At 56.9% G+C, this 15,843-nt stretch carries 19 protein-coding genes; 13 read left to right on the top strand and 6 right to left on the bottom strand.

Annotated features, from left to right (window positions below):
- Positions 1 to 8: 8 nt before the first annotated feature.
- Positions 9 to 791 carry a carbon-nitrogen hydrolase family protein gene (locus AC2TAD_RS19740; RefSeq protein ID WP_480869847.1) on the bottom strand — a complete coding sequence of 261 codons (783 nt, stop codon included), beginning with the start codon at positions 789 to 791 and terminating at the stop codon, positions 9 to 11.
- On the opposite strand from AC2TAD_RS19740, the gene AC2TAD_RS19735 reads away from it, so the two are divergent.
- The 9 genes from AC2TAD_RS19735 (at position 790) to AC2TAD_RS19695 (ending at position 8,375) form a co-directional block, all read left to right on the top strand.
- Positions 790 to 1,830, top strand: a complete 1,041-nt coding sequence (locus tag AC2TAD_RS19735) for a LysR family transcriptional regulator (RefSeq protein ID WP_480869845.1) — start codon at positions 790 to 792, stop codon at positions 1,828 to 1,830. The two genes, AC2TAD_RS19740 and AC2TAD_RS19735, sit on opposite strands and share 2 nt — an antisense overlap.
- Positions 1,831 to 1,923: 93 nt before the next feature.
- The gene (gene speB / locus AC2TAD_RS19730; protein ID WP_170356360.1) at positions 1,924 to 2,886 is read left to right on the top strand and encodes an agmatinase; all 963 of its coding nucleotides are present in this window, start codon (positions 1,924 to 1,926) and stop codon (positions 2,884 to 2,886) included.
- Between the two features lie 22 nt (positions 2,887 to 2,908).
- Positions 2,909 to 3,985 (top strand): ABC transporter substrate-binding protein, encoded by a 1,077-nt coding sequence (locus tag AC2TAD_RS19725; protein ID WP_480869843.1) that lies wholly within the window; start codon positions 2,909 to 2,911, stop codon positions 3,983 to 3,985.
- 72 nt (positions 3,986 to 4,057) lie between these two features.
- Positions 4,058 to 5,116 (top strand): ABC transporter ATP-binding protein, encoded by a 1,059-nt coding sequence (locus AC2TAD_RS19720; protein ID WP_480869842.1) that lies wholly within the window; start codon positions 4,058 to 4,060, stop codon positions 5,114 to 5,116.
- Positions 5,117 to 5,125: 9 nt separating this feature from the next.
- The gene (locus AC2TAD_RS19715) at positions 5,126 to 5,965 is read left to right on the top strand and encodes an ABC transporter permease (RefSeq protein WP_480869840.1); all 840 of its coding nucleotides are present in this window, start codon (positions 5,126 to 5,128) and stop codon (positions 5,963 to 5,965) included.
- A complete protein-coding gene (locus AC2TAD_RS19710) occupies positions 5,962 to 6,747 on the top strand; it encodes an ABC transporter permease (protein ID WP_170755832.1) in 786 nt (261 codons plus the stop codon). The genes AC2TAD_RS19715 and AC2TAD_RS19710 overlap by 4 nt, the downstream gene beginning before the upstream one ends.
- A 7-nt stretch (positions 6,748 to 6,754) precedes the next feature.
- Positions 6,755 to 7,342, top strand: a complete 588-nt coding sequence (nthA, locus tag AC2TAD_RS19705) for a nitrile hydratase subunit alpha (protein ID WP_480869838.1) — start codon at positions 6,755 to 6,757, stop codon at positions 7,340 to 7,342.
- Between the two features lie 9 nt (positions 7,343 to 7,351).
- Positions 7,352 to 8,014: a nitrile hydratase subunit beta gene (gene nthB / locus AC2TAD_RS19700; protein WP_480869836.1), complete on the top strand. Its 663-nt coding sequence runs from the start codon at positions 7,352 to 7,354 to the stop codon at positions 8,012 to 8,014.
- Complete coding sequence (locus tag AC2TAD_RS19695; RefSeq protein ID WP_480869907.1) at positions 8,007 to 8,375, top strand: nitrile hydratase accessory protein; 369 nt, start codon at positions 8,007 to 8,009, stop codon at positions 8,373 to 8,375. Before nthB ends, AC2TAD_RS19695 begins: the two co-directional genes overlap by 8 nt.
- Before the next feature lie 81 nt (positions 8,376 to 8,456).
- On the opposite strand, the gene AC2TAD_RS19690 is transcribed toward AC2TAD_RS19695, so the two are convergent.
- From AC2TAD_RS19690 to AC2TAD_RS19670, 5 genes are read right to left on the bottom strand one after another with little or no spacing between them, the layout of a single operon-like run.
- The gene (locus AC2TAD_RS19690) at positions 8,457 to 9,833 is read right to left on the bottom strand and encodes a DUF4384 domain-containing protein (protein WP_480869834.1); all 1,377 of its coding nucleotides are present in this window, start codon (positions 9,831 to 9,833) and stop codon (positions 8,457 to 8,459) included.
- On the bottom strand, positions 9,830 to 10,240 hold the full coding sequence (locus AC2TAD_RS19685; RefSeq protein ID WP_170755837.1) for an ExbD/TolR family protein: 411 nt from the start codon (positions 10,238 to 10,240) through the stop codon (positions 9,830 to 9,832). The genes AC2TAD_RS19690 and AC2TAD_RS19685 overlap by 4 nt, the downstream gene beginning before the upstream one ends.
- Complete coding sequence (locus AC2TAD_RS19680; protein ID WP_480869831.1) at positions 10,237 to 10,665, bottom strand: ExbD/TolR family protein; 429 nt, start codon at positions 10,663 to 10,665, stop codon at positions 10,237 to 10,239. Before AC2TAD_RS19680 ends, AC2TAD_RS19685 begins: the two co-directional genes overlap by 4 nt.
- Positions 10,666 to 10,675: 10 nt before the next feature.
- On the bottom strand, positions 10,676 to 11,296 hold the full coding sequence (locus AC2TAD_RS19675; protein ID WP_480869829.1) for a MotA/TolQ/ExbB proton channel family protein: 621 nt from the start codon (positions 11,294 to 11,296) through the stop codon (positions 10,676 to 10,678).
- A gap of 3 nt (positions 11,297 to 11,299) precedes the next feature.
- The gene (locus AC2TAD_RS19670; RefSeq protein ID WP_170356421.1) at positions 11,300 to 11,716 is read right to left on the bottom strand and encodes a hypothetical protein; all 417 of its coding nucleotides are present in this window, start codon (positions 11,714 to 11,716) and stop codon (positions 11,300 to 11,302) included.
- Between the two features lie 382 nt (positions 11,717 to 12,098).
- Between AC2TAD_RS19670 and tssA the strand changes: the two genes are divergently transcribed.
- The 4 genes from tssA (at position 12,099) to AC2TAD_RS19650 (ending at position 15,819) form a co-directional block, all read left to right on the top strand.
- Positions 12,099 to 13,145 carry a type VI secretion system protein TssA gene (gene tssA, locus AC2TAD_RS19665; protein WP_480869827.1) on the top strand — a complete coding sequence of 349 codons (1,047 nt, stop codon included), beginning with the start codon at positions 12,099 to 12,101 and terminating at the stop codon, positions 13,143 to 13,145.
- Positions 13,146 to 13,212: 67 nt separating this feature from the next.
- Complete coding sequence (gene tssB, locus AC2TAD_RS19660; protein WP_170356373.1) at positions 13,213 to 13,728, top strand: type VI secretion system contractile sheath small subunit; 516 nt, start codon at positions 13,213 to 13,215, stop codon at positions 13,726 to 13,728.
- A gap of 3 nt (positions 13,729 to 13,731) precedes the next feature.
- Positions 13,732 to 15,228: a type VI secretion system contractile sheath large subunit gene (gene tssC / locus AC2TAD_RS19655; protein WP_170356374.1), complete on the top strand. Its 1,497-nt coding sequence runs from the start codon at positions 13,732 to 13,734 to the stop codon at positions 15,226 to 15,228.
- Between the two features lie 96 nt (positions 15,229 to 15,324).
- Entirely contained in the window at positions 15,325 to 15,819 is a 495-nt protein-coding gene (locus tag AC2TAD_RS19650; protein ID WP_170755842.1) for an Hcp family type VI secretion system effector, read from the top strand.
- Positions 15,820 to 15,843: the final 24 nt, after the last annotated feature.

The following is a 15,843-nucleotide window of genomic DNA, read 5'->3' as shown; positions in this document are numbered from 1 at the left end:
GCTTTCAACTAGGGGTGGGCTAGGTTCAGTGTCACGGTGTCTGACAAATAGGGGTTCTCGTCGCGCGATTGGGCATAGGCATCTGGATCAATCGAAGCCGAGATCACCTGTCCGCCTTCCCCCGCAAAACCCAACTGCTGACCGTCCGGGGCCACGATCGAGGACATACCCTGATAGGCATAGCTTTCGTCAGAGCCTGCGTGGTTGGCGTAGACGACAAAGACCTGATTTTCAAAGGCGCGCACCGGCACAACCTGTTTCGCAATGAACGCTCCGGCTGGGCCTTCGGCCATCGCTGTTGGCACAATGATCACCTGCGCCCCGGCATGCGCCAACCGACGCACGTTTTCAGGAAATTCGATATCGTAGCAGATCAGAAAACCAAGGGGCAGACCGGCCATTGTGGTCATCACCAAGGACCGCTCGGGCGTCTGGAAGATACCTTTTTCATAGGGGCCATACAGACAGTTCTTGCGATAGATCAGCGGACTATCAGGGTCATCACGGTTGATGATCAAGGCGCTGATATAGCGGGCGTCGCCATCGGCCTCGGGGAAACCCGCGACAAGGCTGATGCCGCTGTCACGCACCGCCTGCGTCAACTGTTGAACCCATGGCCCATCTTTCGGTTGCGCCAGATCGCGCAGAACTGCACCTCGCCCGTATCCGGTGATGGCCAGTTCGGGCGCAACCAGCAAATCGGCATCCGAATCGTGCAGGGCCTGTTCGATTTGGGCTAACCGATCCTCGGTGCTGCCTCCAGCTTGCATCTGAAATGCGGCGATCTTCATGGCACACGTCCCTATGTTCCGGCGCAGTTCGATCAAATTTTCAGCGCCCGCGGTCGCGACCGTATTCAGCGCGCCCGATTTTGCAAATAGTGCGTTGCAAAACGATACATTTCTCTGGCTCAATGCAAGGATGAAAATCACGGGTTCAGACATTCATCTTTTGACTGTTTTCGACAGTGTTGTTCGGAACCGGGGCTTCTCGGCGGCGCAGGTCGAGCTGGGCCTCAGCCAGCCCACGATCTCGAACCACATAACGGCGCTTGAAGAACGTCTGGGCGTGCGTCTGTGCCAGCGCGGGCGGCGCGGGTTTCTGCTGACTGAAAAAGGGCGGATGGTGCATCAGATCGGTCTGGCACTAATGGACTCGCTGGATCAGCATTCGACCCATCTGGCCGAGTTAAAGGGCAATCTGGTTGGACGTCTAAAACTGGCCGTTGTGGACGCCACCACAACCGATGAGGCATTCAAGCTGCCGCAGGCGATCAAACAGTTCACCGAGGCTGCTCCGGCCGTGCGTATCGACCTTGTGATTTCCGAACCGCAAGATATTCAGCAAGGTGTACTGGACGGTACCTACCATATCGGATTTGGTAGTTTTGACAATGTAAGCAATGGCTTAAACCTGACCGACCTGTATCGCGAACATCACGCACTCTATTGTTCGGACACTCATCCGTTGTTTGGGGTTCCGGAACACGCCCTTGGTGATGATGCCATTGCCCAGCAGGCTTGGGTCCACCGCGGGTATTGGAACCAGCAAAGGCAAAAGACCCAGCATTCCTCGGACCGAGACCTTTTTGCGCAAGAAATCGAAGCGCAGCTGATCCTGATCCTCAGTGGGGCATATATCGGGTTGTTGCCGCTGCATCTGGCCTCGGGTTGGGAAAAGCAGGGGCGGTTGCGGCGCTTGCCCAACAGCAGCCGTGATTATTCTTGCCCTATGCAGATCGTCACACGGTCCGGAGCGGTACCTAAGGTAAATGGACTGTTCATCCAGACCCTTCAGCAAATGTATGAGGGGGAATACATTGCTAAATGACAATGTAAGGGTTTGCGCATCGCTATTTTTTGGCCCAACCGAGCCAATTAGGGTCAGCAGGACTTTCGTATGACCTCAGCTGCAGGAACCATAATGCCAGACACGACCGCGCCGCGTTACAACCAACCCCTGGGCGGCAATGACATGCCCCGTTTCGGAGGCGGCACGACAATGATGCGACTGCCCGCGCAGGAAACCGCCGCCGGACTGGACGCCTGTTTCGTGGGCATTCCGATGGATATCGGCACCTCGAACCGGACGGGAACGCGTCACGGGCCACGTGCGATCCGCGCCGAAAGCTGCATGTTGCGGCCCTTCAACATGGCCACGGGCGCGGCACCATTTGCCAAGATGCAGGTGGCCGATATTGGCGATGTGGCGATCAACACGTTTGATCTTAAGAAAACCATGGACATCATCACCGAGGCTTATGATGAGATACTCAGCCACGATGTGGTTCCGATCACACTGGGCGGAGATCACACGCTGACCTATCCGGTGCTGCGCGCGATCGCCCGCAAACACGGTCCGGTGGCCTTGATCCATGTGGATGCGCATTCGGACACGAATGACGAGATGTTTGGCGAAAAGATCGCCCATGGCACTCCGTTCCGCCGTGCGGTCGAAGATGGGCTGTTGCAGAATGACAAGGTGTTCCAGATCGGCCTGCGGGGGACGGGTTACGCGCCCGATGATTTTGACTGGGGCCGCAATCAAGGCTTTACTGTCATTCAGGCCGAGGAGTGCTGGCACAAATCCCTGACCCCCCTGATGCAGGACATTCGCGCGCGGATCGGGGATGTGCCGACCTACCTGACCTTTGATATCGACAGTCTGGACCCGGCCTACGCGCCCGGAACCGGGACGGTCGAAATGGGCGGGCTGACCAATATTCAGGCGCTCGAAATCGTGCGCGGTTGTGCAGGGCTGAACCTTGTCGGCACAGATCTGGTCGAGGTCTCGCCGCAATATGATGTTAGCGGCTGCACTGCGCTGATCGGGGCCAATCTGGCCTATGAAATGCTTTGCGTCCTGCCCAAAAACCGGGCCAACTGAACAAAACCAACAGGAGATCACAATGCCAACCACCCTTTCACGCCGCCGATTTCTAGGCACTGCTGCTGCAACCGGGGCTGCCACACTAGCCGCGCCAGCCATCGTTCAGGCGGCGCAGCCGCTCAAGGTTGGAACCTATGGTGGGTTCTTTGAAGACAGCTTCAAGCAGTTCATCTTCCCCGAATTCACCAAGGCCACCGGGATCGAAGTGAACTCGGTCGCCGTTCCTACCGGTGAGACATGGCTGGTGCAGATCAAGAACGCTGCCCGCGCCAAAACCGCCCCGGCAGATGTGTCGCTGATGGCGGGTATTCCGCGCAGTCAAGGGGCGGATCAGAAAGTGTTCAAGGCGCTGGACGACACCAAAATCCCGAACCTTGCCAACATGACCGACTCGTTCCAGGACAGATATGACGACGGAAACCTGTTCGGTGTTGGCGCGGTGTCTTGGTATATCACGCTGTGCACCAATTCGGACGAAATCCCGCAGGCTCCTGACAGCTGGGCCGCGCTATGGGATGAGACATACAAAGATCAGATCGGTCTTCTGGGTCTGGCCTCGAACTCGTACATGCTTGAGGTAACGGCGACGACTTTCTTTGGTGGAACGGACATACTTGATACCAAAGATGGCATCCAACAAGTGTTCGAAAAGCTGTCCGAAGTAGTGCCCAATGTGCGGCTTTGGTACAAGGACGAAGGCGCGTTCCAGCAAGCGCTGCAGGACGGTGAGATTCCGATGGGCCAGTACTATCACGACGTGGCCGGTCTGGCCGCTGCCGAAGGCTTCCCGGTTGTCTCGACTTTCCCGAAAGAGGGTGGGATCGTGGACTCGGGCTATTGGATCGTGCCTGAACACGCCAAACCGTTGGATGAGATCCACGCATTTATCGACTTCATCGCTGCGCCCGAAACGCAGGCGTTGTTGTCGCGCAATGTCGGCACCGCTCCTGTGATCGACCCGAGCCTGACCGATCTGACCGCCGAAGAACTCGCCGCGGTGAGCAGCCCCGAGGCTCCAATCGTTCCGCGGTATGATGTCTACAAAGAGCATGCCAACTGGATTTCCGACACCTGGAACCAGATGATCGCGGGCTAACACCACTCACGACACTGGCCCGTCCCGCGCAGGTGGGGCGGGCCGCTTCCCTTGTTGAAAGAAAAGACCCTTATGCCAGGTTTAAGCATCGAAAACGTCACCAAGAAATTCGGCACTGTGACGGCCGTTAAAGATGTGAACCTTCAGTTCAATACCGGCGAGATGATCTGTTTTCTGGGTCCGTCTGGCTGTGGCAAGACCACGCTGCTGCGGATGATCGCCGGGCTGGACGAACCCACGCAAGGCACGATCCGTTTCGAGGATCAGGACCTGACCGGCGTGCCTGTGCATCAGCGTAATATCGGCATGGTGTTTCAGTCCTTTGCGCTGTTTCCGCATCTGAATGTTGGCGAAAACATCAGCTATGCGATGCGCATTCGGGGCCATTCCCGATCAGAATGCGAGGATCGCGCGCGGCAGTTACTGGACATGGTGCACCTGCCGGGGCTTGAGGGCCGCAAAATCTCGCAGCTGTCGGGCGGTCAACGTCAGCGCGTCGCCATCGCACGGGCCCTTGCGCTGAACCCACATGTGTTTTTGTTGGATGAGCCGATGTCAGCGCTGGATGCCAATCTGCGCGAGGTCATGCAGATCGAGCTGCGCAAGCTGCAACAAGAGCTTGGGATCACCACTGTCGTCGTCACTCATGACCAGACCGAAGCGATGACGATGGCCGATCAGATCGTGGTCATGGGAAAGGCGCAGGTGCTGCAGACCGGCACCCCGATGGAGATTTACAAGACCCCGGTCGACAAATTCGTGGCCGGTTTCATCGGCACCAGCAACCTGCTGCCTGCCAAGATGTCAGGGCCTGACCGTGTACATGTGAACGGGGTTGATCTGACGGTGGACGGCAACACTGGAACCTTCACCAAGGGCGATGACGTTCTGCTGATGACCCGCCCCGAAGAGGTGTTCGTGCATCATCCCTCGGACGTGGATGTGGCCAACTCAGTCACCGGTACGGTGACATTCGTGCGCGATATCGGCGCCACGATCGAGATTTTGGTGGATTGCGCCGGGCACGAGGTGATCTCGGTCCTGACACCAAAGGACTGGCCCAATGTGAAAGTGGGTGATCAGGTCCATGTTGAAATGCCTGCTACGGCCTGCAGCGTGTTGGCGGTATAGGAGGGCGAAATGCAGACAAGCGCGCTTTCCCGCTATATCGGGCTGATCCCGTCCTCGGTGATGATCGGGGCGTTTTTTGTGATCCCCTTCGTCCTGATCCTGCTGACCAGTGTGTCCACGCCTACCGATGACGGAGGTTATGCCACCAGCTTTGACCTCCAGCATTTTGAACGATTTCTGACCTGGTTCTATATCGAGCGGGCGTTGTTCTCAGCAGGTCTGTGCGCGCTGATCGCAGTGCTGAGCCTGCTGATCGCGTATCCCTTCACCTATTTCCTGACCACTTTCCCTCCGCGCTCGCAGACCTTTTGGTTGATCTACATTCTGGCGCAGCTGTCCCTGTCCGAAGTGCTGATCGCCTTCAGCTGGCAAATCCTTTTGTCCCGCACCGCAGGCGTGGCCAACATACTTGTCTGGATCGGGGTGATTGAGAAAAGCTTTGCCATGACCCCCTCGGCAGGCGCTGTGGTCGCCGCGCTGGTCTATTTGACCGTGCCGTTTTCGGTCTTGCTGCTGTTTCCCGCGCTAAGCCGGTTGGACAAAAGCTTGATCGAGGCATCGCGCACGCTTGGGGCTTCGCCTTTGCGGACGTTTTTCACGGTGATCATTCCCGTTACGCGGCCTGCGATCATCTCGGGCGGGGTGACGGTTTTCGTGCTGACGCTAGGGGCCATCATTGTGCCGCAGGTTCTGGGTAAGCCCGAACACTGGACGCTGTCAGTGCTGATTACGGATCAGGCGATATTCAATTTCAATATGCCCTTTGCCTCAGCGCTGGCGGTGGTGTTGCTGGTTCTCAGCGCGACGGTGATCTGGCTGGTCACGAAATTCTCGGGGAAAAAGACATGAGGGCGCTGCGCAGTATCTATCTGGCGCTGTTCGCGCTGTATCTGATCGGGCCGATCCTTGTGATTGCGGCCGTTTCGTTCAACGCCAAAAAGTTCCTAGCCTTCCCGCCGCGCGGCTTTTCCTTCCGCTGGTATGCCGAGGTTTTTGTGGCGAATGATTGGTTTACTGCGCTGAAAAACTCTTTGTTCATCGCCTTCGCCTCGGCCAGCCTTTCGGTTCTGATCGCGATGCCGGTGGCCTATTTCGCGTGGCGCTATGGACTGCGCTATGCCAAGGCGCTGCTGGCGCTTGGGGTAGCACCGTTTATCCTGCCGCCCGTCATCATGGCGCTGGCCTTCCTGTTGTTCTTCACCGGGATTGGGCTGAACGGGCTGATGATCAACGTCATCATTGCCCATGCGGTTTTCCTGCTGGCCCTGCCTTTGGTGACGATCTCTCTGGGGTTGGAAAGCGTCGATCACGCGCTGATCGAGGCCAGCCAGACCATGGGCGCCTCAAACGCCGTTGTCTTCCGCACGGTGATCCTGCCGATTGCCGCCCCCTTTGCCTTTGCGGGGTTTGCGTTCTGCTTTGTCCTCAGCCTGAATGAATACATCATCGCGCTTATGACCGTGGGCTTCTCGGTCGAGACACTGCCGATCAAGATTTTCAACGCCCTGCGCTATGGCTACACGCCGGTTATTGCGTCGATTGCGGTGATCTTCATGGTGATAAATATCGTGATTTTCGCCCTGATCGCGCGGTTCTCGAACCTCGCTCGTATTCTCGGCGCGATGGAGTAACCGAGCCATGCCCCATGATCACGATCCTCTGGAAGAAGGCCCCGCCCTGCGCGTGCGCGCGCTGGAGGAGCTGATGGTGGCCAAGGGGTTGGTCAAACCCGAAACGCTGGACAGTATCGTTGAATATTATGAGCGCGAAACCGGCCCGCGCAACGGCGCGGCTGTGGTGGCGCGTGCGTGGACGGATCCGGAATACAAAGACTGGCTACTGCGCGACGGGTCCGCGGCGATCAATGCGATGGGGTTCAGCGGGTTCCAGGGCGAACATATCCGGGTGGTCGAAAACACGGACGCGGTTCACAACGTCATCGTTTGCACCTTGTGTTCCTGCTATCCATGGCCGGTTTTGGGCCTGCCGCCCACATGGTACAAAAGCCCCGCCTACCGGTCGAGTGTGGTGCGTGAACCCCGCTCGGTTTTGGCGGAATTTGGTGTCAGCCTGCCTGAAGAGGTGCAGATCAAGGTTTGGGACAGCACGGCCGAGATCCGCTATCTGGTTCTGCCACGCCGCCCCGACGGGACCGAGGGGCTTTCCGCTGCAGAACTGGCTGATCGTGTCACCCGCAACGGCATGATCGGCACGGCTTTGGTCTAGGGGCAGGGTATGGATGGCATTCATGATATGGGCGGGATGCACGGGTTTGGCCCGGTTCCCTGCGATCAGGATCGGGCCTTTGAACACAATTGGCAAAAGCGCGCTTTTGCCCTGACCGAGGCTTTGGCTTGGTCCGTGCCTTTCTGCGCCGATGAACACCGCGCGGCAATCGAACGGATTGCCCCCGCGGATTACCTGCGGTTGGATTACTTTGAAAAATGGAGCGTGGCCGCGACGGCGCTGGTACAAGCTGCGGGCCTGGTTGACCCACAGGAAGTCGCATCGGGTTTGAAACGGTTCGATATCCCGCAGGGTGATCATCCGGCGGTCGGTCCGGCTGACATACTGGCGGCCACCAAGGCAGGGGCCGAGATGACATTTCCCCCAACCACTGCCACGCCACGCTTTGCCGTCGGTCAGTCGGTGCGCGTTCGGGCCAACAGTCCCGTTGGTCACACGCGGGTGCCTCGTTATGTACGCAACCACGTCGGGAAGGTCATCGCCGATATGGGGGTGTTTCAGTTCGCCGACTCGATGGCAAGCGGGCAAGGCCCTGATCCTCAGCATTGCTATACGGTCGAATTTTCGTCCAAGGATTTGTGGGGCAGTGCTGCAGACGCCAATGGTTGCGTCTGTCTTGATCTTTGGGAGAGTTATCTTGACGATGTGTGATGCCCATGACGTGGCGTTGCAAAACGTCCGTCGCTCGATCCCCGGGCTGGATGAAAACGGCCCTTTGTTCCTTGCTCCATGGCAGACTCGGATATTCGCTCTTGTCGTGGCCATGGTCCAACAAGGGCATTTCCCTTGGACGACGTTTCAATCCTGCCTTGCGGCCCTGATCACAGAAACGGAAAGGCGCAACCGAGCAGGTACGGCACGGGCGGTGGAAACGGCTTATTTTGATTGCTGGCTGCGCGCTGTAGAAGATACCTTGGCCAGTGAGGGTTCTCTGAATGCCCCGGAATTGGAAAACAAAATTTTGGATATTCAGCAAACAGTTGCCAAGATCAGAGCGGCACAGTCTGCGTAGATCCTGAGGTCCAGCGTTCGGGATTAGCATCGGGGTGAAGGCAGCAGGTCCTTCTGCTTAGATCACGGATTTGGTGCGTCTCTAACGCTCGGCTGTGGTGATAAAGAAATAGACCCACTCTCCTTTGAAGTCGGGGTTCACGTCCCGAGCTTCGGCGACGCGAGATTTGAGGAACTTAAGGTAAGCATCGGCCGGTTCGATTAGTGGGCGATCCTCTTGGTATAGCGGATCTGACGCAGCAAAGGCGACGGCGATTTCCTGTCCGTAGGGTGGACCTATCGTGATGAAAAGGCCGGGATCACCCGGCGCGGCCGCGCCCACGCGCAATGCGGACTTTGCAAGTGTCGGCTGCATCGGGGTCGATGCATTCGGTCGCAAATGGATGACTTGCCCTTGGGCATCAAAGTAGTCGACATAGACGTATGCGTCGTAGTCTGCTCCGGTCAAATCAAGAACCAGTTGTTGACCGTTCACATAGCGAAACGCACGCGCGTGAACGTCTTCCCCAATCAATAGTGGATTGGTGATCTGGTCCGTTGATTGTGGCAAGCCAATATCGGCTATTCCGCTGAGTGCGCCGCATTGCGGGCGCGGCAGGATGCGCAACTTGTCCTCGACCTGGATGTTGGAACCCATCTGCGTCTGAAGAGCGGCCAGAACCGGGTTACGCAATCCACCCTCGGGGATATGTCCAATAAGCTGCAAAGTGTTTGTGTCTGGCTGAAACTGAACCTGCAGCCGTGCGCAGGGGACTTGCGCCAAAAGTCCATCGATCCCGTCGCGCAGGTTCTCGGCCGATTTTCCGGCATCTTCCGGCTGCATAAAGCTCTGGATCGCGGCCAATGAGACCGGGTCTATCGGTCCGTCGCCAGAGGTGGAAAACACCTCGGATGCTGCAGTTTGCGGGATGTCGGGAACCGTTTGTGTCAGGACGACGGGTTGGAGTTGCACGGATTGTGAGACGTCCGCAGTGGGTTGCGCCAGAGGCACGGCTTGCGCCAGCGGTTGCTTCAATGAGACCGGATTGGCCTGTACCGCGGCAGAGACCAACTGCGAAGCGGGTAATGTTGTCGCTTGCAGTGGCTGAGATGTGGCGGAAACGAACTGCGCGGGTTCGAGCTTTGCCTCAGACGCCGACAAAGCATCGGTGTCCGGAATAGTCACTGCAACCAGCTGCTGAGGAAGCTGAGCTGCAGTCGCTGTTGACTGTCGGATCGTGCTTTGGCCCAGCTGCGCGCCCGAGGCGTCCTCGGTTTGAGCGGTTTCTGAGTCTGGTTGAGATTCAACGGCCTCGCTTTGTTTTACCCGGTGGGCCGACAGCTGCATTTGTGTTTCGGGAACCGGCTGTTCATCAACCGGTTCGGGCTCCACGCTCCAGATAAGGGCAATGGCGCCTCCGACATGCAGGGCGAGTGAAACGACCAGCCCGATACCCCATAAGACGGTCCCCCGGATCATTGCGGCGATCCCGGAGGGGTTACTACCAACACCACATCGCGAGCGCCCATAGCCTCAAACTGAGCAATACGGGGCAGGATTGATCGTAAAGTTGCTTCGCGATGCGCATTGATGCGGATCAGAATGTCTGGTTGGGCCACCAGCAACGACTGAACGCGACGCTCGATGTCTTCCGGCGCTACGGTCTCACCGTCCAATGCGATTATGCCATCTGCTGCCACCGAGATTGTGATGCCGCCTGCGGGCATGTCCGCGCCGGTCACCGCGACGGGCGGAGCCACGTCAAAGGGTGCCGTGGCATCCATACGTCCGATCAACATGAAGAAGACCAGCAAAAAGAAAACAACGTCGATCAGGGCAATGATCGTTTCGGGGTGGTGGCGTGGGGCAGGGCGGGTGATTTTCACGGGCTAGCCTCCAGTCGAACCACGCGCATGTTCACGGTCCCGGCCTGGGTGACTGTATCCATGACCGATACAAGAGATTGTAGCCTGGCCCCTCCGGTAGGCAGCACGATGACCTGAAGATCGGGGTCTCGGCTTAGGCGTCGGGTCAATAGGTCGGACAAATCATCATGAGATACCGCTTGGCCCTGATGAAACGGGGCTCCGTCCGTGCCTATGCGGATCAGTAACGTTTCAGCTGTGCCCTCTCCGGTCGTCCCTTGTGCGGGGCTGTCGCGCTGCGCCAGCGCCGGGATCATGTCGAGGTTCAAATACGTCGACGTAACCATGAAGAACACCAGCAAGATCAACATGACGTCGATCATCGGCACCAGCGAGATCAATGGCCGGGTTGGCTTGCGTCTGTTCAGGCTGAGATCGCTGTCCATCGACATCTTCCTAATGCGCGCCGCGCTCCTCCAATACCATGAGTTGGCCCACTGCGTTCTCGATGGATTGTGCGCCGGCTTCGGCCCGACCTGATAGTAATGAAGCCCCAATCGCGGCTGGAATGGCGACCACCAACCCTGCTGCAGTCGTCAAAAGTGCTTGCCATATACCACCTGCCAGAACCGAGGCATTTGCAGCGCCCTGTGCCAGCTCGAGCTCTTGAAAAGACTGGATCATTCCGGTCACTGTACCCAGCAAACCCAGCAGGGGTGAGATCATTGCAATCAATTCCAGCACGCGAATCCAGCTGATCATTGTGGCAAATTCCAAATTGCCGCGCCGTGTCAGCTCGGCCATTAAGGCGGGGCCTTTGAAGCCGTCGATAAGCCCCTGCATCGCGTAGGCACACACCCGGTCCGCTGGGGATTTGCCCGCGGCGACAGCCTGCTGCGCTGCTTGCCGTTCGCCCTTGGACCATTGTACAAAAGCTGCGTCCCTTACTGGTCCGCCCGAATTGACAGGGGCCAGTTTGATCACTTTGACGACGATTATGGTCAGAGACAGCAGGGATAGCAGCCCCAGAATGGCGATGATTGGGCCTCCGGTGCCCAAGTTTTCCAAGCCCGGCATGACTTATTGCGCCAGATTGGCAGCGGTCTTGCTGTCCAGCGCCAGAAGCGGGAAGCAATCGACAGGGTCGGAATTCTGCGGTTTGCATGCAGGCAGGTCGTGCAGCAGAATTTCAGAAATATCCGAGCACTCAATTTCGGGGATTTCGAACAGTTTCAGAGTGGTCCGCTGAACGGGCAGAGGGGCGGCGTCAATCGACAGAAGCCGGTCGATCACCCCATCTTTGTCAAGGATCGCGAGCGACATTTCAAATTCTTCGAAACTGTTGTCTGTCTGATTGCGAAAAAGGAAAAATGCGCGGCAGCCTCCTGCTTCGCCGGGTTCGAATTTGTTAAGCTCGATTGAAAGCCTGCTTTCGTCCGCCTGGGCCATTAAAGCTGCACATGAAAGCGCGATGGCTGCAATAAGTCTTGTTCTCATTCTTCTCCCCATTCCCGATTGGCGGGCTTGCGCCGTAGTTCCGAAACACCGCTTCGTCCGACTTTGAGCAATCATTGCAGCATTGAACCGCAGGCAAGAAGAAAAAAATACATTGCAACTACATCTAAATCCGTCAGGCAAAAGAAAAATCGCTGTTGCCCACCGTAGCGGCCAAGCAATGTCGTAAAAAAAACGTATTTTTAAGGTTTGACTTTGTGCCGGGTGTGCGGCTGATTCAACACAATGACTGGGCTTAAAACGTGAAATGTGTGCAAGTTTTGTCACTCTGTGAAATAGTTCATATTGGTAGTCGGGAACATCACGTTAAGCGGTGCCAACAAACGAAAAAGCGGTTCTCAACCGCCACGTTATTGGGGAGAGTATGAATTTATCGTCTTATCTGGAGCCCAGAAACGAGGACCAGCCGAGCGGCGAAAACCTGGAATATGATCCGGCGTTTACCGATCTGGAAATAGCCGCGCAGCCCGGCGAAGAACGGCAAATGGGTGACGAGGTCGTCGCTGCCGAAGAACAGGATTGGGGCGATGTCGAGTCCAAAGCGCTGGCGATCATGGAGCAAAGCCATGACCTGCGTGCCGCAGTTTATCTGGCCGAGGCCGTATTGCACACCAAGGGCCTGCCTGCATTTGCGACCTCTCTGAATTATATCAAATCCCTGCTCGAAGATTTCTGGGAGACATGTCACCCCGAGCTGGACGAAGATGATGGCGATGCGACAATGCGGATCAACGCGGTGCGTGGTCTGGCTTCGTCGGATCGCATGGTAAAAGCGCTGCGTCGCACGGGTCTGACGGACAGCCGTATGTTTGGGCGCATGACTCTGCGTCACTTGGACGTTGTGGATGGTCGGATCAATATGCCCGCCGATCTGGACGACATCCCGGACGCCAACAGCGTTGCTGCAGCCTTCAAAGACACCGATGACGAGGTGCTGTCTGCAAATGCCGATGCGGTTTCGTCAGCGCTAGAGGATGTCAGCGCGATTGACGCTGTGTTCTCGGACAAGACGCCAGGCGAAGGCCCCGATCTGGATCCTTTGATTGTGGGGCTCAAGAGCATCAAGCAAGCACTGGCCCAATATGCCGATGTTGGTGAGGTTTCTGCCGATGACATGGTAGATGCAAGCGTTTCAGCGCCTTCTGCGGCCCCGACTGGTGGTGCGGCAGCGCCTGCACCTGCGGGCGGTGGTGCGATCAATTCGCCCGACGATGTGACCCGGATGCTGGATCGCATTATGGACTACTATGCGCGGTGCGAGCCATCCAGCCCGCTTCCCATTTTGCTGGAGCGGGCCAAGCGCTTGGTCAATGCCGACTTTCTTACGATCATCGAAGACATGGCCAAGGAAGGCCTGGACGAAGTACGCCAGATTGGTGGCCTGAAAGATGATGATGACGATGGATTTTAATCCGCGCCCGGCAGCGCCGGGGCGGGGACCGAAACAAAAAACTGACGGATGAATCGAGGAGCAACAGATGGCTGACAGTTCACAAAAATTCATAGCCCGGAACAGGGCTCCGAGGGTTCAGATCGAATATGATGTGGAGCTTTACGGAGCCGAGAAAAAGGTGCAGCTGCCCTTCGTTATGGGCGTCATGAGCGATTTGGCCGGTAAGTCTGAGGTGGAACAGCCTGCCGTCGCTGACCGGAAATTCCTGGAGATCGACGTCGACAATTTCGATGACCGGATGAAGTCGATGGCGCCGCGTGCAGCGTTTACCGTGCCGAACACCCTGACCGGTGAAGGTAATTTGGCGGTGGATATCACTTTCGAAAGTATGGACGATTTCAGCCCTGCTGCTATCGCCGCCAAGGTTGCTCCGCTGAAAGAGCTGCTGGATGCGCGGACGCAGCTGTCCAACCTGATGACGTACATGGATGGCAAAACCGGGGCCGAGGATCTGATTTCGAAAATCATGCAGGACCCCAGCCTGCTGAAAACACTTGCAGCCCAGCCCAAACCGGGCGGCGATGCTGCCGAGGAGGAATAAAAGATGGCCGATCAAGAAGCCAATGTAGAAGCCGCCGAAGGCGCAACAGCGTTTGGATCCTCAGAATTCGAAGCGCTGCTGACCAAGGAATTCCGTCCAAAATCGGATCAGGCGAAAACCGCTGTGGAAAGCGCGGTTAAGACGCTGGCCGAGCAGGCGCTGGCCAATACCGGCCTGATTTCGGATGACGCTTTGCGCTCGATCGAAGGTATCATTGCCGAGATCGACAAGAAACTGACCGAACAGGTCAACCTGATCTTGCACCACGAAGAATTCCAACAGATGGAAAGCGCGTGGCGCGGCCTGCATTATCTGGTGAACAACACCGAAACCGACGAGATGCTGAAAATCCGCGTGATGAACATCTCGAAGAAAGACATGCACAAGACCCTGCGCAAGTTCAAAGGTACCGCATGGGATCAGTCGCCGATCTTCAAGAAACTCTATGAAGAAGAATTCGGCCAGTTCGGGGGCGAACCCTATGGCTCGCTGGTGGCGGATTACCATTTCGACCACAGCCCACAGGATATTGAGCTGCTGGGCGAGATGTCGAAGATTGCTGCCGCAGCCCATGCGCCTTTGATCACCGGGGCCAAGCCCAGCCTGTTCCAGATGGACAGCTGGTCGGAACTGGCCAACCCGCGCGATCTGACCAAGATCTTCCAGACGCCGGAATACGCCGCATGGCGTTCCTTGCGAGAAAGCGAAGATTCCAAATATGTCGGTCTGGCGATGCCGCGCTTCTTGGGGCGTTTGCCTTACGGTTCTAAAACCGAACCGGTCGAAGCATTTGCGTTTGAGGAAGACACAAGCGGTGCCAACAGCGACAGCTATAGCTGGGTGAACGCGGCCTATGGCATGGCGGTTAACATCAATCGCTCGTTTAAGGAATATGGCTGGTGCTCGCGGATTCGCGGTGTGGAAAGCGGTGGTACGGTCGAAGGCCTACCCGCGCATACTTTCCCGACCGACGATGGCGGCGTAGACATGAAATGCCCGACCGAGATTGCAATCTCGGACCGGCGCGAGGCTGAGCTGGCCAAAAACGGCATGATGCCCCTGATCCACCGTAAGAACAGCGACTCGGCGACGTTTATCGGCGCGCAATCGCTGCACAAGCCTGCGGAATACGATGATCCGGATGCAAGCGCCAACGCAAACCTTGCCGCGCGCCTGCCGTATTTGTTCGCGACCTGCCGTTTTGCGCATTACCTGAAATGTATGGTGCGCGACAAAGTCGGGTCGTTCAAAAGCCGTCAGGACATGGAAAGCTGGTTGCAGGACTGGATCAACCAATATGTTGACTTCAACGCCGACATTTCCGCCGAAGCCGAGAAGGCGCGCAAGCCACTGGCCTCGGCCGAGGTTGTGGTCGAAGACGTCGAAGGAAACCCCGGATATTACACTTCCAAGTTCTTCTTGCGTCCCCATTACCAGCTGGAAGGTCTGTCCGTATCCCTTCGACTGGTATCCAAGCTACCGTCTGAAAAAGCTGGCTAAAATTGAGAAAGATCGGCGGCGAGTGAAGTGCTTCACTGCCGCCGATCCAAACCTCAAATATCTCAGTGCTATCTCTAATCTCCAAAGGAAACGAAAATGGAAAACATCTTTATCAAAATGGACTTCCCGGGTGAAGCCCGCGAAAAACAGCACACTGACTGGATCGCTTGTAAAGAGGTCAGCTGGGAAGTTTCGCGCACATTGGACATGGGCGACATGGGCACCACCCAACGCGGCTATGCGAATGCAAACTTCGGCAAGGTTTCTCTGCAAACCGAACTCAGCAAAGCGTCTGCCAAGTTGATGACTTATGCTGCATCGGGCAAAGCCAATGGTGAAATGACCATTCACCTGTGCCGCTCGGGCGATGACGAAAAGAAAGGCATGGAGCCTTATCTGATTTTCACTCTGCGGGACGCCATTGTGGACAGCTACTCGGTTACGGGTGGTGAGGAAACAATCCCGTCGGAAAACTGGACCGTCGCCTATCGCGGTATCTCGATCAAGTACAAGATCGCAGATTTCAAAACCGGCAAGCTCAGCGATTGCAACGAGTTCAAGTGGAACTTGGAAACCGGCGACGTCAGCTGATTTTCACCACGATCCGGGCTTTGG

This window comes from Ruegeria sp. HKCCD7628 (assembly GCF_057221005.1).
Note: the sequence above shows the minus strand (reverse complement) of the source record. Positions and strands in the feature narration are given on the sequence as shown.